Here is a 17,154-nt window from a genome sequence, read left to right on the forward strand (position 1 = left end):
CAGGCGGCCATCAGGTCGCCTGGTGATGCGTCCAGCTTCATCTTTCAGTTGCCAGGGCTCCCACGATGCGAACCTCCGCTGTCGCCCGTCTCTCGCGGACGGGCCTGTCTCTTTCCATTTCCACCTTGCTGTTTTCCGGCGCTGCGCTGGCGCAGTCGACCACCACCGATGCCGGCGCCAGCAGCGGCAGTAGCAGCACCGCCACCAGTGCGCCCAAGCAACTCGACCAGGTCGTGGTGCGCGGCGAGTACATTCCCGAACCGATGCTGCAGACCTCAGAGGTGGCATCGTTCGTCACCCGTGAGGACATGGAGCGCACCGGCGACAGCAGCGCGGCGGTGGCGCTGACGCGTGTCACCGGGCTGAGCCTGTCGCGCGGCAAGTACGTGTATGTGCGCGGCCTGGGCGAGCGTTATTCGTCGGCACTGTTCAACGGCTCGCCGTTACCCAGCCCCGAGCCGATGCAGCGCGTGGTGCCGCTGGATCTGTTCCCCAGCGATGTGCTGGCCAGCGTGACCGTGCAGAAAACCTATTCGGCCGATTATCCGGGCGAATTCGGCGGTGGCGTGATCGATCTGCAATCAATGGCAGTGCCGGAAAAACCCTTCCTGTCGCTGACCGTGGGTGGCGGCGTCAACAGCGTCAGCACCGGCGAAAAAGGCCTGACCTATTACGGCTCCGGCGATGACGAATGGGGCTACGACGACGGCACCCGCAAGCAGCCTGCCGCGTTGCGCGATGCGATCCAGAGCGGCCGGCGCGTGGATCTGGGCAGTTTCTCGCGCGAGGACATCCGCCGTATCGGCCGCAGCTTGAACGACGCCAACCTGTATGTGCTGCAGGAAAAGGACAGCATCGCCCCGGACGTCAATGTCGGCGGCAGTGCCGGTTACAGCATGGACGTGGGCGAGGCCAAGCTGGGCATCATCGCGGTGGCCAGCTACGACAACGAGTGGCGCACGCGTACCGGCAGGCAGCAGGACGGCATCTTTGTCGGCGATACGGTCGAGTTCAATTCCAACTACGACTTCGCCACCACCCGCAACAACGTGCGCACCAACGGCATGCTGGGCCTGGGCTGGGAGTACGGCCGCCACACCATCAGCTGGACCACCTTGTATGTGCACGATGCATTGAAGGTGGCGCGCAGCCGTGCCGGCCGCGATGAGCTGGCCGGTTTCGATGTGCGCGACGACAACACCGAGTGGTACGAGCGCCAGCTGATCAACAACCAGCTGCGCGGCACGCACGCGTTCGGCGAGTACGACGATCTCAAGATCGAATGGCGCGCAGCGGTGGCCAATGCCAGCCGCGATGTGCCGTACGAGACCGGCATTCGCTACGAATTGCTCGATGGCTACTGGGCGCACGATGCCTCGCGCGTGCAGAACTACACCCGCTTCAGCAAGGTCGACGACAAGGTGGCCAGCGGCGGCGTGGATGTGACCTGGCGTTTGCCGATCGAGCACGACTTCACCGTCAAGGGCGGTCTGGCCTATCTGGACAACGATCGCAGCGCGTGGAGCCGCGAGTTCCGCTTCCTGGCGCTGGACGGCCCGCTGCCGTTCTACAACCAGTTCCAGCGTGTGGATTACCTGATCTCCGATTACAACCTCAGCAACGATCTGCTGCGCCTGCGCGAGACCACCGGCAGCTTCGGTGCGGCCGCGTACGATGCGACGCTGAAGGTCAAGGCGGCCTATCTGCAGGCCGAGGGCGAGATCGTGCCGACCCTGCGCGCCACCGTCGGTGTGCGTTACGAAGACGCCACGCAGGCGGTGCATCCGTACGACATCTTCACTGGCGTGCGCCAGGACAGCGTGGCACCGCTGGAGAACAGCTACGCGCTGCCATCGGCCACGGTGACCTGGAACTTTGCCGAGAACCAGCAGCTGCGCTTTGGTGCATCCAAGACCATCGCGCGCCCGCAGTTCCGCGAGATGGCGCCGCAGCAGTATCTGGACCCGGACATCGACCGCCAGTTCTTCGGCAATCCGTTCCTGGTCGATAGCGAGCTGGTCAACCTGGATGCGCGGTACGAGTGGTTCTTCGAGCCGGGCGAGTATTTCACCGTCGGCGCGTTCTACAAGAGCATCGACAAGCCGATCGAAGCCATCGTCAACGATGCACCCGGCGGCGGCATCGTGCAGAGCTTCATCAATGCACCCGAGGCCACCTTGTACGGCATCGAGCTGGAGGCCAAGAAATATCTGGACCTGCCGATCGCGGCCGACTGGTGGGGCGACAAGCGGGTGTTCGTGTCCGGCAACTACACGCGCACCAAGTCGGAGGTGAGTGCCAGCGATGGCGACACCGTGCAGCCGTTCGGCTTCACCGCGCCGGTGCAGGCGACCTTGTTCATCCGCGATGGCTCGGCCTTGCAGGGGCAGTCCGATGACATCGCCAACCTGCAGATCGGTGTGGAAAGCGAGAGCACCCACAGCCAGGCCACCTTGATCGCCAACTATGTCGGCGAGCGGGTGTCCGCGCGTGGCCGGCCGGGGCAACCGGATTACATCGACAAGCCCGGCACCTCGCTGGATCTGGTGATCAAGAAGGGCCTGGTGTGGTCGGGCAATACGCTGTCGTTGAACTTTGCCGCACGCAACCTGCTCAAGACCAAGTACCAGGAATATCAGAGCCTGGGCAGCAATCGGGTGGACCTGTACGAGTACCAGCCCGGCGTGACGTATGACCTGAGTGTGACAGCGCGCTTCTGATCCGACGCCCGCTGCCGGTATCGCAAACGCCCGCCCTGCCTCGCATGGCGGGTGTTTGCATCTGGGTCTGTGTCGCCGTGTGTCGGCCTGTGTCATCACTTTCTTCGAACTGACACATTGCTGCCGCATTCTGTCATCCGACCGCAATCCTGAGACGGATGTCCGCTTTGCAGCGCGCTTTGCCCTCCTTGAAACCCCTGATGTCGGCGCGCGGCCGCAGCGCACTGGCCTGCGTGCTGCTGGCCTTGCTCGCGTTGCAGTGCGCGCGCGTGGTGTGGGCGGTGATCGCCCCGATCGGGCCGTTGGGCACTGCCGAGGCAGCGACGGCAGCTGGTGCGGATGTGCCCGCATTGCGCCGCGATGTGTTCTATCGCAGCGTGCCCGAGAGCAGCAGCGACGGCGTCGTATTGCATGGCGTACGTGCAGGTGGCACGCAGGCAGCCGCGTTCTTGAGCAGTGGCGATGGCAAGCAAGGTGCGTATCGCATCGGCGATATCGTTGTGCCTGGCGTGACGGTGCAGGCGATCGCGAGCGATCACGTGCTGCTGCGTACCGGTAGCGGCGTGCGACGTCTGGCCTTGGTGGAATCCACCGCGTCAGCGGCGGCCACATCGCCAGCAGCGACCACGACTGCAGCAGTGGGCGGCGCACCTGCGGTGACGTCGAATGTCGGCATTGCGGCTGGCACGGCCACGGCGGCGGCCGTTGACCCGCAACAACTGCTCACCACCGCCGGCCTGCGTGCAAGCGAAGACGGCAGTGGCTTCACCGTGATGCCGCGCGGCGATGGTGCACTGCTGCGCCAGGCTGGCCTGGCGCCGGGCGATGTGCTCACCCAACTCAATGGCCGCACGCTCGATGCCGAACACCTGCGCGAGCTGCAGGACGAACTACGCGATGGCCAGGCGGCCACGCTGACCTACCGCCGTGACGGCCAGACCCACACCATGACCTTGAAGCGCCCGCAATGACTGCTGCCCGCCCCAGATGGCTGCTTTCGGCCACGTTGTTGCTCGCCCTGCCGGCGGTGCCGATGCTGTCGCTGCATGCCGCCGACGCGCCGGCCGTGCGCCTGCAGGATGTGGACCTGCGCGCCTTCATCCAGGATGTGTCGCGTGCCACCGGCATCACCTTCATCGTGGACACGCGCGTGCAGGGCACAGTCAACGTGGCGCGTGCGCAGGCGATGTCGGAACAGGATCTGCTCGGCATGCTGCTGGCGGTCTTGCGTGCCAATGGCTTGATCGCGGTGTCCAGCGGGCCGTCGACCTACCGCATCATTCCCGACGATACCGCTGCACAGCAGCCGGCCAGCGCCGCCAACGGCAACCTGGGATTTGCCACGCAGGTGTTCACCCTACAACGCGTGGACGCGCGCAGCGCCGCGGAGATCCTCAAGCCCTTGATCGGGCGCGGCGGCGTGATCATGGCGATGCCGCAGGGCAACAGCCTGTTGATTGCCGACTACGCCGACAATCTGCGTCGGGTGCGCGGCCTGGTCGCGCAGATCGACACCGACCGCGCGGCGATCGACACGGTGAGCTTGCGCAATAGCTCTGCGCAGGAACTGGCGCGCACGCTGACCTCGCTGTTCGGGCAGGCGGGCGAGCGCAGCAACGTGCTGTCGGTGCTGCCGGTGGAAAGCAGCAATTCGCTGATCGTGCGCGGCGACCCTGCATTGGTGCAGCGGGTGGTACGCACCGCGGTGGATCTGGACGGGCGTGCCGAACGCCGCGGCGATGTCAGCGTGGTGCGGCTGCAGCACGCCAGCGCCGAGCAATTGCTGCCGGTGTTGCAGCAGCTGGTCGGGCAGACCCCGGGCAACGAGGCGCAGCCCGGGCAGGACACGCGCTCCAACGCGGTGGATGTGGCCGCCGCTGCTGCGGGCGCTGCACAGACGCAGGTGATCACACCGGCCGCCGGCAAGCGCCCGGTGATCGTGCGCTACCCCGGCTCCAACGCCTTGATCATCAATGCCGACCCGGAAACCCAGCGTGCCTTGATGGATGTGATCCGTCAGCTGGACGTGCATCGCGAGCAGGTGCTGGTCGAAGCGATCGTGGTGGAGATCTCCGACACCGCCGCCAAGCGTCTGGGTGTGCAGCTGTTGTTGGCCGGGCGCAATGGCACGGTGCCGTTGATCGCCACGCAGTACAGTGGCGCCTCGCCGGGCATCGTGCCATTGGCCGCAGCGGCGGCCGGCACGCGCAGCAACAACGGCGAAGACGATTCGGTGCTGGAACAGGCGCGCAATGTGGCCGCGCAATCGCTGCTGGGCCTGAGCGGCGGCCTGATCGGGCTGGCCGGGCAAAGCAACGATGCGGTGTTCGGCATGATCATCGATGCGGTCAAGAGCGACACTGATTCCAACCTGTTGTCGACCCCGTCGATCATGACCCTGGACAACGAGCAGGCGCGCATCCTGGTCGGGCAGGAGGTGCCGATCACCACCGGCGAAGTGCTGGGCGCGGCCAACGACAACCCGTTCCGTACCATCCAGCGCCAGGACGTGGGCGTGGAGCTGGAAGTGCGCCCGCAGATCAATACTGCCGGCGGCATCACCCTGGCGATCAAGCAGGAAGTCTCGGCGATTGCCGGGCCGGTCAGCGCGCAGTCGTCGGAGCTGGTGTTCAACAAGCGCCAGATCGAAACCCGCGTGGTGGTGGAAAACGGCGCCATCGTCGCGCTTGGCGGCCTGCTCGACCAGAACGACCGGCAGACCGTGGAGAAGGTGCCGCTGCTGGGCGATGTGCCCGGGCTGGGCGCGCTGTTCCGGCACAAGTCGCGCAATCGCGACAAGACCAATCTGATGGTGTTCATCCGCCCGACCATCATCCGCGACGCGGCCGATGCGCAGCGCATGACCGCGCCGCGCTACACCTATCTGCGCGATCGCCAGTTGGCCGATGGCGACCCGGAAGCCGCGCTCGATGCATTGGTGCGCGACTACCTGCGCGCGCAGCCGCCGCAGCTGCCGGCCGCGCCATCGTCGGCCGTGCCTGCGCCGGCAACAACGCCTGCGCCCGGCGCGCGTCCCGCGCAGCGCTGATGCCATGAACACCGCGCGCGCCAGCATTTCCTACGCGTTCGCCAAGCGCCACGGCGTGGTGCTGCTGGGCAGCGACAGCGCCGCGCAGATCGGCCTGCGCGAAGGCGGCGATGTGCAGGCGCTGATCGAGCTGCGGCGTGCGCTGGGCATGCCGTTGCAGGTACGCACGCTGGCGCCGTCGGTGTTCGACCGGCATGTGTCGGAGATCTACGCCGATGCCGGCATGGAGCAGGGCGTGCAGGTGGAGGCGCTGGACCTGCACGGCAGCCTGGATTCGTTGATCGACGACATCCCCACCGCCGATCTGCTCGACAGCCAGGACGATGCGCCGATCATTCGCCTGATCAACGGCATCATCGCCGAGGCCGCGCGCTTGGGCGCCTCGGACGTACATCTGGAGTCCTACGAATCGCGGCTGCGCGTGCGCCTGCGCGTGGATGGGGTGATGCGCGAGGCGGCCACCTTGCCCGGACGCATCGCGCCGTTGCTGGTGTCGCGGGTCAAGGTGATGGCGCGGCTGGATATTGCCGAAAAACGCATCCCGCAGGATGGCCGCGTGTCGCTGGTGATGGGCGCCAAGGCGCTGGACGTGCGCGTGTCCACGCTGCCGACGCGCAGCAGCGAGCGGGTGGTGCTGCGCATCCTGGACAAGGAGCAGGGCACCTTGTCGCTGGCCCAGTTGGGCATGCCACCGGCGGTGATGCACACCGTGCAGCGCGCCCTGCAGGTGCCCAACGGCATCGTGCTGGTGACCGGGCCGACCGGCTCGGGCAAGACCACCACGCTGTATGCGGCGCTGAGCCTGCTCAACGATGGCTCGCGCAACATCCTCACGGTGGAGGACCCGGTGGAATACGCCATCGACGGCGTCGGCCAGACCCAGGTCAACGCACGTGTCGGCATGACCTTCGCGGCCGGCTTGCGCGCGATCCTGCGCCAGGATCCGGACGTGGTGATGATCGGCGAGATCCGCGACGCCGAGACCGCACAGATCGCCGTGCAGGCCAGCCTCACCGGCCACCTGGTGCTCTCCACCGTGCACACCAACGATGCGGTGGGCGCAGTCACGCGGCTGCGCGACATGGGCATCGAGCCATTCCTGCTCGCATCGAGCCTGCGGCTGATTCTGGCGCAGCGCCTGGTCCGTCGCCTGTGCAGGCAGTGCCGCGCACCGCACCCGCTGGATGCCAGCACGCGGCAGATGTTGCAGGCGCCCGACGATGCAACCATCTACGCCGCCGTGGGCTGCGCGGCCTGCCACCACAGCGGTTATGCCGGGCGCGTGGGCATCTACGAAGCCATCGCGGTGGACGATGCGATGCGCCGCCTGATCGGCGACAACGCCGACGAGGATGCCCTGGCTGCAGCGGCCTTCGCACGCGCAGCGCGCCTGGGCGATGCCGCGCGCGCCGCTGTGCTGCAAGGCCTCACCACGCTGGAAGAAGCGCTGCGGGTGACCCGCCAGCAGGACGATGCGCATGCCACGGTTTGACTACACCGTGCTCGACCTGCATGGGCACAGCCGCCAGGGCGTGATCACTGCAGACAACGCACAGAATGCGCGTGTGCAACTGGAGCAGCGGCAGTGGGTGCCGGTACGCGTGGAGGCGGCGGTGGCGGCCAGCAGCGTGCGTCCGGCGCGTTTCAGCGGCAAGGATCTGGTGCTGTTCACCCGGCAACTTGCCACGCTGGTGGAAACCGCGCCGCTGGAAGAAGCGCTGCGCACCATCGGCACGCAATCCGAGCGGCGCGGCGTGCGCCGGATCACCAGCCAGACGCATGGGCTGGTGGTCGAAGGCTTCCGCCTGTCCGATGCGATGGCGCGCCAGGGCACTGCGTTTCCGCCGCTGTACCGCGCGATGGTGGCCGCGGGCGAAAGTGCCGGGGCGCTGCCGCAGGTGCTGGAGCGCCTGGCCGACCTGCTGGAGCGGCAGGCGCAGGTGCGCAGCAAGCTGCAGTCTGCGTTGGTGTATCCGGCGGCGCTGGCCCTGACCGCCGGTGCGGTGGTCATCGTGCTGATGACCTTCGTGGTGCCCAAGGTGGTGGACCAGTTCGATTCGATGGGCCGCGCGTTGCCATGGCTGACGCGCGCGGTGATCGGCGTGTCTAACTTCCTGTTGCATGCAGGCATTCCGTTGCTGGTGGCACTGGTCATTGCGGTGATCGCAGCGCTGCGCCTGCTCAGGCGCCCGCAGCTGCGCCTGGCGGCCGACCGTGCGGTGCTGCGCGCGCCCTTGCTCGGCCGGTTGATCCGCGACCTGCACGCCGCACGCATGGCGCGCACGCTGGCGATCATGGTCAACAGCGGGCTGCCGCTGATGGAAGGCCTGATGATCGCCGCGCGCACCGTCGACAACCGCGCCTTGCGGCTGGCCACCGACAACATGGTCACGGCAATCCGCGAAGGCGGCAGCCTGGCCGCGGCGATGAAGCGCGCCGGCGTGTTTCCACCGACGCTGCTGTATATGGCCTCCAGCGGCGAAAACAGCGGGCGGCTGGCGCCGATGCTGGAGCGCGCCGCCGATTATCTGGAGCGCGAGTTCGCGTCGTTCACCACCGCGGCGATGAGCCTGCTGGAGCCGGCCATCATCGTGCTGCTCGGAGGGGTGGTGGCGGTGATCGTGCTGTCGATCCTGCTGCCCATCCTGCAATTCAACACCCTCGCGCTTGGTTGAGCGCGGCCGCCTATCCCTGGAGATCCTCATGCAGTCCATCCATCCTCGCGCACGCATCGGCTCGCTCACATCGCGCGGGCGCATGCGCGGCTTCACCCTGGTCGAGTTGATGGTGGTGATTGTCATCATCGGCCTGTTGGCCACGGTGGTGATGATCAACGTGATGCCCAGCCAGGACCGCGCCATGGTGGAGAAAGCGCGCGCCGACGTGGCGGTGCTGGAACAGGCGTTGGAAACCTATCGGCTGGACAACCTCAGCTACCCGAGTACCGAACAAGGGTTGCAGGCACTGCTCAATGCACCGAGCGGATTGACCCGGCCCGAGCGCTATCGCCAGGGCGGCTATATCCGCCGCCTGCCGGAAGATCCGTGGGGGCATGCGTATCAGTACCGTCGCCCGGGCCGCAGTGGTGGCTTCGATGTGTACTCGTTCGGCGCCGATGGAGCCGAAGGCGGCGACGCCGACAATGCCGATATCGGCAACTGGCGCTGAGTTGCCGAAATGTTTGCGCAACCGGCCAGCGTGATGCACGTGACCGCAGGCTCGCCGCATGCGGGCATGCGTGGTTTCACCTTGCTCGAGCTGCTCGCGGTGCTGGTGATCACCGCGCTTGCCAGCACCCTGGTGGTGATGACCTTGCCGGATACGCGGCGCGATCTGCACGATCAGGCCGATACGTTGGCGAGCGCCTTGCTGCATGCACGCGACGAAGCGATCCTGAGCCTGCGCATGGTCGAGGTGACCGTCGATGCAGGTGGTTATGCATTCCGACGTCAGGCGCAACAACGCTGGGTGCCGCTGGACGAAAAACCCTTCGTCGCCATGCGTTGGCCGGCTGGTGTGCAGACCGCGTTGCCGGTCGGCGGCACGCAACTGAGCGTGCGTTTCGATCCCACCGGTGCGGCCACGCCGCAACGCATTGCGCTGGCCGACGGTCAACAGCAGGTGCAGGTCGTGGTGGATGCCGCCGGCGTGGTACGGGTCGATGCACCACTACGGTAATCGGCGTACAAGCGCCGGATTCTCGCTGCTCGAACTGATGGTCGCGCTGGCGATCTTCGGCATGGCCGTAGTGGGTTTATTGAACTTGTCCGGTGAAAGCACGCGTACCGCCGTGGTGCTGGAAGAGCGCGCGTTGGCTGCGGTGGTCGCGGAGAATCAGGCGATCGAAGCGATGCTCGCGCCCACGGCCGCAGCACTGGCGCCGGCGAATGGGCAAGAGACCTTAGGTGGCCGCACCTGGGACTGGCAGCGAAAGTCGATGCCGGCCGATGGTGCGGGCATCGTGCGCATCCAGGTGCAGGTGCGCGTCGCAGCGCAGGCGCAGGAGATCGCCAGCCTCAGCGTCCTGCGGAGCGCCGAATGATGCGTGTACGTCGCAGCGCAGCGGGCAGCCGTGGCAGCGCGGGCTTTACCTTGATCGAGCTGTTGGTCGCCCTGGCGGTGTTCGCGCTGGTGGCGGTCGCGGCGGTGGTGGTGATGCGCCAGAGCATCGACCAGCGCGATGCGGTGCGCGCACGTTTGCTGCAGGTTCGCGAGTTCCAGCTTGCACATGGCCTGCTGCGCAGCGACCTGCAGCAGGCCGCAGTGCGGCGCACGCGCAACAGGGAGGGCGGCGCTGCACGCACCGCGTTCGTCGCAAGCCCGCCCGGTGTGCCGGGGCCGCTGTTCGGTTTTGTACGACGCGGCTGGAGCAATCCGGATCACGCGCCTCGCGCGTCGCTGCAATACGTGGAATACCGCGTGGTCGATGGACGCCTGGAGCGCAGTGCACGCCCCGCACTCGACGGTGCAGTCGCCGGTCCACCGCAGGTGGTGTTGCGTGGGGTGCGCTCGGCGGTGGTCGGGTTCCATTATCGCGCGCAATGGAGCGATGGCTGGAGCGGCGGGCTCGACGCACTGCCGGATGCGATCTCGCTGGAGCTGGACCTGGAGCAATGGGGCCGCGTGCGCCAGTTGTTCCTGCTGCCGGAGGGACGCGGATGAAGACCTTGAACGCATGCAGGCAGCAACGTGGCGTTGCACTGCTGACGGTGCTGTTGCTGGTGGCGGTGATGACGTTGCTGATGGTCGCAGTGCTGGACGATCTGCGCTTTGGCCTGCGCCGCAGCGGCAACGGCGAGGCGATGACGCAGGCGCAGTGGTATGCGCTGGGCACCGAAACCCTCGCCCGGCAACGCCTGCAGGCACTGGCCAGGCGCGACCCGATGCGTACCACGCTGGAGGGTGGCTGGAACGATCAACCGGTGACCTTCCCGCTGGACGACGGTGCAGTGAGCGTGCGGCTGCGCGACCGCGGCGGCTGCTTCAATCTCAACAGCGTGGTTGCCGGTGCGCCCGAGCAGTGGCAGCGCAGCGACGACGGCGCAGCGCAGTACCGCGCCTTGCTGGAGGTGCTGGGCATCGCACCGCAACAGGCGCAGGCGCTGACCGATGCGCTGGTGGACTGGATCGACAGCGACAGCCAGCCCGGCGCGCAGGGCGCCGAAGACGATCGCTACCTGCAATCGGCAGTGCCGTTGCGCAGCGGGGCGACCCTGCTGGCGGGCGTCAGCGAGCTGCGCGCCATCACCGGCTACACGCCGCAGGTGATCGCGCAGTTGCGGCCGCATGTGTGCGCACTGCCGGAGGCGCGGCTGTCGCCGGTCAACATCAATACGTTGCGTCTGCAGGATGCGCCGGTGCTGGTGGCGCTGACCGAGGGCGCTTTGGAATTGCCGGCCGCGCGCCGCGTCATCGCCGCGCGGCCGGCCGGAGGATGGCGCGACGTCAAAACTTTCCTGAGCCTGCCTGCGCTGATCCAAGCCGAGCTTTCCAATGCAGCGCTGGAACAGATCGAATTACGCACCCGTTATTTTTCCCTCTACAGCCAGGTCGACCATGCCGGCGCGCAAGTCGTGCTGGACGCCTTGCTGCAGCAGGATCCTGCCGGGCGCGTGCGGCTGGTGGCGCGCCAATGGAGTTCCGACGAATGAGTACTACCTTGCTGTTGCTGCCCGCCGATGCCACCGCGCACGCGATCACCGTGCGTGTGGACGCGCATGGCCAGGTGCTGTCGCAGCGTGTGGCCAGCGCGCCGTATGAACCGTCCGCACGCACCGTGCTGGTGGTGCCGGGCGTGGATGTGCATCTGCGCTGGCTGAGCCTGCCCGGCAGCAGCATCGCGCAGTCGGTCGCGGCCGCGCGCCTGCAACTGGCCGAACATCTGGCTGTGGAGACGCCGGCGCTGCATGTGGTGATCGCCGATCGCAGCGAGGCCGATGGCACGCGCCTGGTCGCTGCGGTGGATGGCGCAACGATGCAGCAGTGGTTGGCGCGCGCAGCGCAGCTGGGCGTCGTCCCCGATGCGGTGGTGCCCGATTGCCTGTTGCTGGAGCCCGGCGCGGACGCTGCGGCGGCAGTGGTGGACTGGGATGGTCGCTGGCTGATCCGTGGCGCAGGTCTGGCCTGCAGCCTGGAGCCGGAGGCTGCGCGCATGCTGGGCGCGCGCGCGCCAGCACAGCCGCCAGCGCAGGACACCGCGCACGCCATTGCCTGCCTTGCGCAAGGCGCCACGCGCGCACCGATCAACCTGCTGCAGCACGCATTCGCTGCAAGGCCGGCCGCTGCGCACACGGTCACTACGCGCCGTCTTGCGGCGCTGGCCGCACTGGTGTTGCTGTCGCCGCTGGTGCTGCTGCTGGCGCAGACACTGCGCTACGAAGTTGGCGCGCGCCTGCTGCAATCGCGCGCCGCCGCGCAGTTGGGCGTGCGCGATGCGGCGGCGGTGCCGGCCGCGCTGCAGGCACGCCGGCACACGGGAGCGGCGGCCGATCGCCTGGCCCTGCAGCTCGGCGACTTGTTCGCAGCGGTCGATGCCATTCCGGCGGTGGAGCTGGATCGGCTCGACTATCACGCCACACAGCCGCTGCGCGGCACCCTGCTGCACGCCGATGGCGCCAGCCTGCAACAGCTGTCCACGCGGCTGGCCGGGGAGGGGTGGCAACTGCAGCCCGGCAGCAGCCAGGGCGAGGACGATCGCCTGCGGACGCCGTTCGTGCTGGAGCCATTGCGATGACTGCACCTATGCAACGCGGCATGCGGTGGTGGCAGGCACGTGCGCCGCGCGAGCGGCTGGTGCTGGGTGTGATGTGCGCCGCCGTGGCCGCGTTCGTCGCCTGGTATGCGCTCTACACCCCGTTGCGGCACTGGCGTGGCCAGGCGCAGGCGCGCTATGGCGCTGCGGCGCAGCTGATGCTGGATGCATCTGCGCAGGCAGCGGCGAGCAGGCGTACGGCTGCACCTGGTACGGCGGCACTGAGCGAGCTCATCGCAAGCAGCGCACGCGATGCCGGCATCGGCATCACCGCCCAGCAGCGCAACGCAGCGGGCGGGGTGGACGTGCAGATCGATGCGGTCAGCGCCGCCAGCTTGTTCGGCTGGCTGGAGCGGTTGCGCCAGGCGCATGGCGTGGCGCCGACGCAGCTGAGCATCGTGCGCGACCAGGGCCAACTGCGGGTACGCTGCGGGTTTGCGGAGCCTGCACCGTGACGCGCCTGCGTTGGATCCTGGTCTTCCTGTTGATGGTGGGCGTTGCGCTGCTGGCATGGCTGCCCTTGCGCCTGGTGTTGCCACGCGAGGGGCTGCCGTTCTCGGCGCTGGACGTGGAGGGGCCGGTATGGGCCGGCACCTTGCGGCAGGTGCAATGGCAAGGCATCGCCTTTGGCGATGTCATGGTGCGGCCGCGCATCTGGCCGCTGTTGCGTGGACAGCGCCAGGTGCACCTGCAGGCCCCGCACCTGCAACTGCTGCTGGTGGATGGCGCGCAACACGGTATCGGCGATGCGCAGGGCCAGCTGCTGTTGCGCCAGCCGGCGGGCATGGCCTTGATCGATCTGGCGGTGGAGCTGCAGCAGGTGGATCTGCTGTTCGATGCCACCGGCTGCGTGCAGGCAGGTGGCCGGGTCGGCCTGCAACTGCTGGCGAGCGGGGCGGGCGAGCTGCCCGGTCTGCCGCCGCTGCGCTTGTCCGGGCAGCCGCGGTGCGTGGATGACAGCGCCGTGCTGAGTCTGCTGCCCGATGCACCGTTGCCTGCCGGCGTGCAGGCCGATGCACAGCTGCAAGTGTGGCGCGATGGGCGTTGGCAATTGCAGTCACGCATCGATCCGGGGCAGGACGAAGTGTTGGGCGTGGGCCTGCAGTTGCTGGGCTTTGCCGCCACCCCGGAGCGCAGCTTGTTGCGCATCGACCAGGGGCAATTGCGCTAGGACTGCTGTTACGCGCGGCGCGGCGAGAAATCTTTCGTCTGCACCATTAGCGTGCATGCCTGGTGGCTGGTGTCTTCATCGTGGCCGCTGCGGTGGCGAAGTTCATTGACCCTTGACAACGTTGTCGCTGCTGCGCCGCGGACAGTCATTGCAGCAGTCGATGGGCCGCGTTGATAGGGCAGACACGCGGCCCCGATCACGCGGGAGCGTGCGGCGGCCGACTGTGATCCAGCCCGCAACGCGTGCACTGCGGCCCACACATTCCGGACCCACCGGAATTGGTCTGGTTACTAGGGATTGGTCAGCGACTGGTCCTGTGACAACGATGCCCGCCACGCACCCGAATGATCCTCTGCGCACCGTCGAAGGTCTTGAAAAGCGGGGCTCAGGCGCGTTCGCAGCCGCCAGTCAAACACTTTCGACAGTGACTGTTGACAGGATCTTTTAAAGACCATAAGAATCAAATCCACTGAATTGGTATTTGCCAGTCAGGGCCGTTGATCAGCAATGGCATGCGATGTCCGTCCTGGGAGGGAGGCGGCATCGGCACCCACGGGGGGCCGTACGGGGTGCTCGCAGACAACAGATCGCAGGCGGTTCCGCACGTCCGGAACTGGTGGCCTGTGCGCGTGTGGGTGGGTTGCCCAGCGTCGTGATCTGTCTTTGCTGATCGATCGGAATGCCAGCCGCGTCGTCGTCCAGCCATTCCACCTCAGGATCTCCCATGTCACCTGTCCCGCGTGCCTCGTTGCGTTGTTGTTCGCCCTCCTCGCTGTCCGTCGCCATCGCGCTGTCGCTGCTTGCCTGCGGTGCCAGTGCGCAGACGCAACAATCGCCGCCGCCGGCATCGGCGCAGATCTCCCAGCTCGATACCGTCAAGGTCACCAGCTCCTACCAGAAGAGCCTGATCACCGCGATGGACAACAAGCGCGACGACGTGCGCATGACCGATGGCATCTCCGCACAGGACATCGGCAAGTTTCCTGCCGAGAACATCGCCGAGGCGATCCAGCGCATCCCCGGCGTGCAGATCTCCACCATCAACGGGCGCGGCTCCACCATCAGCGTGCGTGGTCTGGGCCCGCAGTACTCGGCCACCACCATCAACGGCCAGGTGATCAAGAGCGCCGACTTCACCGACGGGTTCCGCTACGACATCATCCAGCCGGAAGTGGCCGCCGGGATCGAGGTGATCAAGTCGCCGTCGGCGGACATGGATGCCGGTGGCCTGTCCGGCACGGTCAACATCAACACCACCAAACCGCTGGACTACCAGCAGACCAAGCTGCTGTTCTCGGCCAAGACCCAATATGCAGAGTTCGCCGGTGGCTCGCCCACGCCCAAGGGCGTGCTGACCTATATCGACCAGTTCAAGTTCGGCGGTGGCGATCTGGGCGTGTTCCTCAGTGCCGGCTACCAAAAGCTCAAGGACCGCGCCGATTATCTGTGGATCGACCGCTGGTATACGCAGGACACCGACGCCGGCACCTTGTACATCCCGCGTCGTCCGCGCTATCGCTCGATCGAGCGCGAGACCACGCGCAAGATGTTCAATGGCGGCCTGCAATGGAAGCCCAACGACCAGCTGGAGATGAACCTCACTGCGCTGTATTCGCAGGACAAGACCGCCAACGACATGAACCAGCTGGTGTACTCGTTCGAGCGCAGCCCGCTGACGGTGCTGCAGACCAACGGGTTGACCGCCACGCAGGTGTCGGCATCGGACTACTGGCTGGAGAACAACCGCCAGATCGAGCAACACGACCTGTCCACGCAGTTGCTCACCTACGACTTCAAGTGGAAGGGCGAGGCCTGGACGCTCAGTGGCGCGGCCAATTACACCCAGGGCAAGACCGACGAGAACGAACGTGCCGCGATCCTGGGCCGGATCCCTTCGGCGACGCTGCTGGATACCTCCAATCCCGACGCGATCTCGCTGACCACCGATGCCGACGCCACCGATGCAAGCGCCTGGGACAAGCGCAATCTGGTACGTAGCGAATATCCCAACGGTTCCATCCAGTCGCTCAGCAACAAGGAATGGTCGCTGCAGCTGGATGCCGAACGGTATCTGGAGCTGGGTGCGTTGAATGCGGTGCGCTTCGGTGCCAAGTACCGCCGCGAAACCTTCGAGCGCGACGTGCGCCGGCGTGACTTCCTGTACCTGCTCAGGACCGGTGCGGTGTCGGGCTTCGACATGTTCCCGGAGCTGTCGGCCGCCAACAGCACGGTCAGCAACTTCCTCGACGGGCAGCTGGCCTCGCAGGACAGCTGGGTCACCCCGGACATCGCGGCCTACGCGCGCTCGCTGGCCGCCGCTGGCATCAGCGTGCCGGTGCTGTTCGCACCGCAGAGCAGCTACAGCATCGAGAACGACATTTCCTCGGCCTATGCGATGGCGCGCATCGATACCGACATCGGCAGCATGCGCCTGCGCGGCAACCTCGGCCTACGCTACGAAAACACCAAGCGCACCACCGACACCTACCTGACCCAGGCGCAGGCCGCCAGCGACGACGCCAATGTGGTGATCGGCACCGCGCGCGCGCCGTACGAGTATTCCAACTGGCTGCCCAGCCTGAATCTGGTGCTGGACATGCGCGACGACCTGCTGCTGCGCTTTGCCGCCGCCAAGGTACTGGTGCGGCCGATCCTGGACAGCAACACCGCCATCGCCTCGACCATCTCCGCCGGCACCAATACCGGCGGCACCACCACCTATGTCGTCACCCAGGGCCAGACCGATCTGAAGGCACTGACCGCCGACCAGGCCGACCTGAGCCTGGAGTGGTACTACGGCAACGGTGGCGCGCTGACCGTGGCCGGCTTCTGGAAGAACATCAAGAACGGCACCTTCAACAGCATCGTCTGCCCGGCCGCCTTCAACGGCACCGCGCTGTCCAGCAACGCGGCTGGCGACTGCGTGGACAGCGGCAGCGATATCTACGAGATCACCGCCACCACCAACGACCCGAGCAAGGTCAAGATCCGCGGTTACGAGCTGGGCTGGACGCAATCGTTGGATGCCTGGCTGCCGATCGACGGCTTCGGGGTGACCACCAACTTCACCCGGGTGATTCCGCAGCGCGATACCGATTTCCAGATCCGCAACCTGTCCGAGCAGACCTGGAACGCCACCGCGTACTGGGAGAGCGCGCATTACTCGGCCCGCGTCTCGCTCAACCATCGCAGCGAGTACGAACAGGACAGCAGCGACAGCTTCTTCGCGCGCGAAGGCCACACCATGAAGGCGCGCACCCAGCTGGATGCAGTGCTCGGCTACCAGGTCAACGACAGGCTGAGCTTCCAGCTCGGTGGCCTGAATCTCACCAACCGCACCGAGGAGGCCTACAAGGACATCGCCAGCCGCTGGCAGATGACCGGCGTCACCGGCCGCAGCTACTACCTGTCGATGCAGTGGGACATGCTGTGATGCCGGGCCAGCGAGCGCTGCGCCGTCAGG

14 protein-coding genes are annotated in these 17,154 nt (G+C 66.7%); all 14 read left to right on the top strand.

Going from position 1 to position 17,154, the window contains the following annotated elements:
- The first annotated feature begins 65 nt into the window (after nucleotides 1–65).
- The 14 genes from KHN93_RS03895 to KHN93_RS03960 all read left to right on the top strand — a co-directional run bounded on the left by KHN93_RS03895 (nucleotide 66) and on the right by KHN93_RS03960 (nucleotide 17,124).
- Nucleotides 66–2,720 (top strand): TonB-dependent receptor domain-containing protein, encoded by a 2,655-nt coding sequence (locus tag KHN93_RS03895; RefSeq protein WP_212579163.1) that lies wholly within the window; start codon nucleotides 66–68, stop codon nucleotides 2,718–2,720.
- 158 nt (nucleotides 2,721–2,878) lie between these two features.
- Nucleotides 2,879–3,691 (top strand): type II secretion system protein N, encoded by an 813-nt coding sequence (locus KHN93_RS03900; RefSeq protein WP_212579164.1) that lies wholly within the window; start codon nucleotides 2,879–2,881, stop codon nucleotides 3,689–3,691.
- Nucleotides 3,688–5,769 carry a type II secretion system secretin GspD gene (gene gspD, locus KHN93_RS03905; RefSeq protein WP_212579165.1) on the top strand — a complete coding sequence of 694 codons (2,082 nt, stop codon included), beginning with the start codon at nucleotides 3,688–3,690 and terminating at the stop codon, nucleotides 5,767–5,769. Before KHN93_RS03900 ends, gspD begins: the two co-directional genes overlap by 4 nt.
- A 4-nt stretch (nucleotides 5,770–5,773) precedes the next feature.
- Nucleotides 5,774–7,261, top strand: coding sequence for a type II secretion system ATPase GspE (gene gspE / locus KHN93_RS03910; protein ID WP_486684697.1), 1,488 nt, complete (start codon nucleotides 5,774–5,776; stop codon nucleotides 7,259–7,261).
- A complete protein-coding gene (gspF, locus tag KHN93_RS03915) occupies nucleotides 7,248–8,444 on the top strand; it encodes a type II secretion system inner membrane protein GspF (protein WP_104595584.1) in 1,197 nt (398 codons plus the stop codon). The genes gspE and gspF overlap by 14 nt, the downstream gene beginning before the upstream one ends.
- Nucleotides 8,445–8,472: 28 nt before the next feature.
- On the top strand, nucleotides 8,473–8,937 hold the full coding sequence (gspG, locus tag KHN93_RS03920) for a type II secretion system major pseudopilin GspG (RefSeq protein ID WP_104595492.1): 465 nt from the start codon (nucleotides 8,473–8,475) through the stop codon (nucleotides 8,935–8,937).
- A 66-nt stretch (nucleotides 8,938–9,003) separates the two neighbouring features.
- Nucleotides 9,004–9,447 carry a GspH/FimT family pseudopilin gene (locus KHN93_RS03925; RefSeq protein WP_104595583.1) on the top strand — a complete coding sequence of 148 codons (444 nt, stop codon included), beginning with the start codon at nucleotides 9,004–9,006 and terminating at the stop codon, nucleotides 9,445–9,447.
- Nucleotides 9,431–9,811 carry a type II secretion system minor pseudopilin GspI gene (gene gspI / locus KHN93_RS03930; protein WP_104595491.1) on the top strand — a complete coding sequence of 127 codons (381 nt, stop codon included), beginning with the start codon at nucleotides 9,431–9,433 and terminating at the stop codon, nucleotides 9,809–9,811. The genes KHN93_RS03925 and gspI overlap by 17 nt, the downstream gene beginning before the upstream one ends.
- Entirely contained in the window at nucleotides 9,808–10,431 is a 624-nt protein-coding gene (gene gspJ, locus KHN93_RS03935; protein WP_212579166.1) for a type II secretion system minor pseudopilin GspJ, read from the top strand. Before gspI ends, gspJ begins: the two co-directional genes overlap by 4 nt.
- The gene (gspK, locus tag KHN93_RS03940) at nucleotides 10,428–11,420 is read left to right on the top strand and encodes a type II secretion system minor pseudopilin GspK (protein WP_212579167.1); all 993 of its coding nucleotides are present in this window, start codon (nucleotides 10,428–10,430) and stop codon (nucleotides 11,418–11,420) included. Before gspJ ends, gspK begins: the two co-directional genes overlap by 4 nt.
- A complete protein-coding gene (gene gspL, locus KHN93_RS03945) occupies nucleotides 11,417–12,502 on the top strand; it encodes a type II secretion system protein GspL (protein ID WP_104595488.1) in 1,086 nt (361 codons plus the stop codon). Before gspK ends, gspL begins: the two co-directional genes overlap by 4 nt.
- The gene (gspM, locus tag KHN93_RS03950; protein ID WP_212579168.1) at nucleotides 12,499–12,975 is read left to right on the top strand and encodes a type II secretion system protein GspM; all 477 of its coding nucleotides are present in this window, start codon (nucleotides 12,499–12,501) and stop codon (nucleotides 12,973–12,975) included. Before gspL ends, gspM begins: the two co-directional genes overlap by 4 nt.
- Nucleotides 12,976–13,007: 32 nt before the next feature.
- Complete coding sequence (gene gspN / locus KHN93_RS03955; RefSeq protein WP_425600179.1) at nucleotides 13,008–13,691, top strand: type II secretion system protein N; 684 nt, start codon at nucleotides 13,008–13,010, stop codon at nucleotides 13,689–13,691.
- A 724-nt stretch (nucleotides 13,692–14,415) separates the two neighbouring features.
- Complete coding sequence (locus KHN93_RS03960; RefSeq protein WP_104595486.1) at nucleotides 14,416–17,124, top strand: TonB-dependent receptor; 2,709 nt, start codon at nucleotides 14,416–14,418, stop codon at nucleotides 17,122–17,124.
- Nucleotides 17,125–17,154 lie beyond the last annotated feature (30 nt).

Origin of the sequence: Xanthomonas arboricola pv. juglandis (assembly GCF_905367715.1) — a bacterium.
In the GTDB taxonomy this organism is placed as follows: domain Bacteria; phylum Pseudomonadota; class Gammaproteobacteria; order Xanthomonadales; family Xanthomonadaceae; genus Xanthomonas; species Xanthomonas arboricola.

Excerpts from the sequence above, each read along its gene's own strand:
- KHN93_RS03895 (WP_212579163.1), top strand. The coding sequence starts at position 66 with ATGCGAACCTCCGCTGTCGCCCGTCTCTCGCGGACGGGCCTGTCTCTT.
- KHN93_RS03900 (WP_212579164.1), top strand. The coding sequence starts at position 2,879 with ATGTCCGCTTTGCAGCGCGCTTTGCCCTCCTTGAAACCCCTGATGTCG.
- gspD (WP_212579165.1), top strand. The coding sequence starts at position 3,688 with ATGACTGCTGCCCGCCCCAGATGGCTGCTTTCGGCCACGTTGTTGCTC.
- gspE (WP_486684697.1), top strand. The coding sequence starts at position 5,774 with ATGAACACCGCGCGCGCCAGCATTTCCTACGCGTTCGCCAAGCGCCAC.
- gspF (WP_104595584.1), top strand. The coding sequence starts at position 7,248 with ATGCCACGGTTTGACTACACCGTGCTCGACCTGCATGGGCACAGCCGC.
- gspG (WP_104595492.1), top strand. The coding sequence starts at position 8,473 with ATGCAGTCCATCCATCCTCGCGCACGCATCGGCTCGCTCACATCGCGC.
- KHN93_RS03925 (WP_104595583.1), top strand. The coding sequence starts at position 9,004 with ATGCGTGGTTTCACCTTGCTCGAGCTGCTCGCGGTGCTGGTGATCACC.
- gspI (WP_104595491.1), top strand. The coding sequence starts at position 9,431 with ATGCACCACTACGGTAATCGGCGTACAAGCGCCGGATTCTCGCTGCTC.
- gspJ (WP_212579166.1), top strand. The coding sequence starts at position 9,808 with ATGATGCGTGTACGTCGCAGCGCAGCGGGCAGCCGTGGCAGCGCGGGC.
- gspK (WP_212579167.1), top strand. The coding sequence starts at position 10,428 with ATGAAGACCTTGAACGCATGCAGGCAGCAACGTGGCGTTGCACTGCTG.
- gspL (WP_104595488.1), top strand. The coding sequence starts at position 11,417 with ATGAGTACTACCTTGCTGTTGCTGCCCGCCGATGCCACCGCGCACGCG.
- gspM (WP_212579168.1), top strand. The coding sequence starts at position 12,499 with ATGACTGCACCTATGCAACGCGGCATGCGGTGGTGGCAGGCACGTGCG.
- gspN (WP_425600179.1), top strand. The coding sequence starts at position 13,008 with ATGGTGGGCGTTGCGCTGCTGGCATGGCTGCCCTTGCGCCTGGTGTTG.
- KHN93_RS03960 (WP_104595486.1), top strand. The coding sequence starts at position 14,416 with ATGTCACCTGTCCCGCGTGCCTCGTTGCGTTGTTGTTCGCCCTCCTCG.